Annotated in this window: 4 protein-coding genes and 3 tRNA genes; all 7 read right to left on the bottom strand. The window is 57.5% G+C overall.

What is annotated here, in order from left to right:
* Positions 1 to 92, bottom strand: a 92-nt coding sequence (locus AC07XM_RS30920; RefSeq protein ID WP_133295916.1) for a GTP-binding protein, incomplete at its 3' end; no start/stop codon positions are given.
* Positions 93 to 170: 78 nt separating this feature from the next.
* A tRNA-Thr gene (locus tag AC07XM_RS30915) sits at positions 171 to 246 on the bottom strand.
* A 29-nt stretch (positions 247 to 275) separates the two neighbouring features.
* A tRNA-Gly gene (locus AC07XM_RS30910) sits at positions 276 to 349 on the bottom strand.
* Positions 350 to 373: 24 nt separating this feature from the next.
* Positions 374 to 457: transfer RNA gene (locus tag AC07XM_RS30905), tRNA-Tyr, on the bottom strand.
* Between the two features lie 152 nt (positions 458 to 609).
* Positions 610 to 1,035, bottom strand: coding sequence for a hypothetical protein (locus tag AC07XM_RS30900; protein ID WP_016484646.1), 426 nt, complete (start codon positions 1,033 to 1,035; stop codon positions 610 to 612).
* Positions 1,036 to 1,042: 7 nt separating this feature from the next.
* The gene (locus tag AC07XM_RS30895) at positions 1,043 to 1,792 is read right to left on the bottom strand and encodes a pantothenate kinase (protein WP_016484645.1); all 750 of its coding nucleotides are present in this window, start codon (positions 1,790 to 1,792) and stop codon (positions 1,043 to 1,045) included.
* Positions 1,782 to 2,741 (bottom strand): bifunctional biotin--[acetyl-CoA-carboxylase] ligase/biotin operon repressor BirA, encoded by a 960-nt coding sequence (birA, locus tag AC07XM_RS30890; RefSeq protein ID WP_031312439.1) that lies wholly within the window; start codon positions 2,739 to 2,741, stop codon positions 1,782 to 1,784. The genes AC07XM_RS30895 and birA overlap by 11 nt, the downstream gene beginning before the upstream one ends.
* Positions 2,742 to 2,969 lie beyond the last annotated feature (228 nt).

The following is a 2,969-nucleotide window of genomic DNA, read 5'->3' as shown; positions in this document are numbered from 1 at the left end:
GCTGCGGTCAGAGTGGTCTTACCGTGGTCAACGTGGCCGATAGTGCCGACGTTAACGTGGGGAAGGGAACGATCAAACTTTTCCTTAGCCATCGATACAATCCTCCGCAGAAGAAATAGTCTTGCGCTGATAAAACAAAGGCAGATATTTTCATATCTGCCTTGTTTATATGGAGCTCTTGAGCGGACTTGAACCGCTGACCTCACCCTTACCAAGGGTGTGCTCTACCAACTGAGCTACAAGAGCGAAACACTTTGCGCAAAATCCAGCAAACTTGGAGCGGGTAGCGGGAATCGAACCCGCATCATCAGCTTGGAAGGCTGAGGTTCTACCACTAAACTATACCCGCGGAGCTTGCGGCTCTCGCTAAAACTGGTGGAGGGAGAAGGATTCGAACCTTCGAAGCTCTCGCAACGGATTTACAGTCCGTCCCCTTTGACCGCTCGGGAATCCCTCCAGATGTGGCCGGCATTCTATTTGTCTGCCGTCCCAGTGTCAAGCGTTTTTTCAAATTTTTTCAATCAAATCTGAAACTTAGCTGCTTTGACACCGCTTCCAGTTCTACCACCTGAGTGGTGTTCCCTGTGAAGCGGGCGCCATTCTATCAAGCTATTCACCAGTTGCAATACCCTGGCAGAAAATAATTTTATGTTTTAAGTCTTTGAAATCATTGGAAAGAGCCGAAAGCACCGTTTGGTCCAGCAAACGCTCGCTTTCCGGGGCAACCTTGAGCCAGCGCCCATCTGCTCCAGGCAACTGCCCCACCACTGGCAAAGTGGCAATATCTAGGCTCAGCAAGCGCTGACGCAGTGCATCCAGCTGCTCCTGCCCTGTTACCCCCCCCACCACCAGGCACTCATCACGGCGCCTGGGTGGCGCCGACAGACCCGTTTCACGCAACAGACGGATTTCTTGCTGATTCCCCTTGTACAACGACAGGGGAGCGACTTCCTTGACCTTCAGCGGTGCTTCCTGCTGATGCCAAACGTAATAGAAGACGTTGAGCACCAGTAACAACAGAAACAACCAACGCATAGGCACCTCAATCCAATGGGCAGGCCATGGCCAGACCAACAAAAACCAGGTCAGGGACGACACGCGCCTGCGGCACGGCCTCCCTCACCAGCGGCGCATCGCCCCCGGTGAGGAACACCGTGAATTCATCCCCCCACAGCGCACGCGCCTGCTCGAGCTGCGTACGTGCAAAGCCCTGAAGCATCAACACGCAGCCACGCTCGACCGCTTCGACAGTAGAGCGGCCCGGCGACAAACTGGTCAATGCGCGCTCGGCAGAGTCATCGTCATAACGGATTCGCCGGGTGTGGGTACGCAACTGACTGCGCATCAATGGCATGCCCGGGCAGATGTAGCCACCCAGGTGTTCGCCGTCTGCGGCCACAAAGTCCGCTTTAGCAGCGGTACCAAGGTCGATCACCAGGCACGCGCCCTTGGCCAGGTGAAATGCACCCAGCGCTGCCAGCCAACGGTCCATGCCCAGACGCTGATAGTCATCATAACCGTTGCGCACACCGGCCATGCGCTGGGCCGGATGCGCAACATGCGCCTGCACGGTAAATGCCTGGGCTATCAACGCACAAAGCGCATCGGTTTCTTCCTCGCTGCGCACACTGACGATGCGGCACCCGGTCAGACGTACCGATGCCAGCGCAGCCACTTCAGCCAGCAGCGCTTGATCGGAATCGACGATCCCGCCACCTTCAATCACTGCATCAGCGGTATGGATTACGCGCCACTTGATGAAGCTATTACCGCAGTCGAGCTCAAGAATCATCACGCAACCTCAAACTGAGCTCACCACCACTGAAGCTCTTTTCAACTCCGTCCACCTCAAGGCGCAAGCCGCCCTGCCCGTCGACGCCAAGAACCACGCCATCAATACGCGTGCTACCGGCAACCAGTGAAACAGTGCGCCCCTGCCACAGGTGCGCCTGCTCCCATTCCTCCTGGAATGCGGCAAAACCGTAACGACGATGGCGTGCCAATTCGTGCTGCAATTGCTGATTGAGCGACGCCACCAGGTGGTTGCGGTCTATCGCCGCACCCAGCTCACGCCGCATTGAGGTCCACTCCTGGTCAACTTGGCCATTGACCTGCATGTTCACATTGATACCGATACCCAGTACCACATGACAGACATCGGCCGGGTCACCCACCAGCTCCAGGAGAATGCCAGTTATCTTCTGCCCGCGAACCAGCACGTCATTGGGCCATTTGAGCCCGACATCCTTTACGCCGAATGCCTGCAGAGTACGCATCACTGCAACACCCACCACCAGGCTCAAGCCTTCGAGCTGGCGCATGCCGCCATCCACACGCAAGACAAGGCTGTAATAGAGGTTTTCGGCAAATGGGCTGACCCATTGCCTGCCACGTCGCCCGCGGCCTGCGCTTTGCCGCTCAGCCAAGACGATAAATGGCGCTACCTGCCCTTGATTGGCAAGCCTCAAGCCTTCGGCGTTGGTCGAGTCGATGATTTCGTGGATGAAAACCGGCCACTGCTCGCCTTCGGCAAACCCGGCGATAGCCTGTGCCTCGAGCAAAGCCAGCGGCGCCGCCAGCTGGTAGCCGCGCCCACGAACCTTGTGAATGGTGAGGTTCAGCTCGCTCTCCAGGTGCTGCAGCTGCTTCCAAACGGCGCTGCGACTCACCCCGAGGGCTGCCCCCAGAGCTTCTCCGGAATGGAACCGGCCATCCTTGAGGAGGTTCAACAACTTCAGCATGCCAGTCTCGACTTGGAATAAGGCAGGCATGATAGCCATGGGCTGTTGGCTTGCATAGGAAAAGGGCCTGCATACCTGGCGTGCGCCCTGCCTTGTGGCAGCGGGCGTGCCCGCGAAACAGGCTGCGCGGCGGATGCCACGGGCTTCGCCCGTGTTCGCGGGGCAAGCCCGCTTGTGTCTTGGAGAAGGAATAGAATCTGAAGTGAGAGCGGTGAATGGCAAGCTGAT

This window comes from Pseudomonas sp. GW460-LB5, assembly GCF_059423245.1.
This window is presented reverse-complemented; position numbering and strand designations above follow the sequence as displayed.

Bases quoted from the DNA above. Each gene is read 5' to 3' on its own strand.
- AC07XM_RS30900 (WP_016484646.1), bottom strand. From the start codon at position 1,035: ATGCGTTGGTTGTTTCTGTTGTTACTGGTGCTCAACGTCTTCTATTAC.
- AC07XM_RS30895 (WP_016484645.1), bottom strand. From the start codon at position 1,792: ATGATTCTTGAGCTCGACTGCGGTAATAGCTTCATCAAGTGGCGCGTA.
- birA (WP_031312439.1), bottom strand. From the start codon at position 2,741: ATGCTGAAGTTGTTGAACCTCCTCAAGGATGGCCGGTTCCATTCCGGA.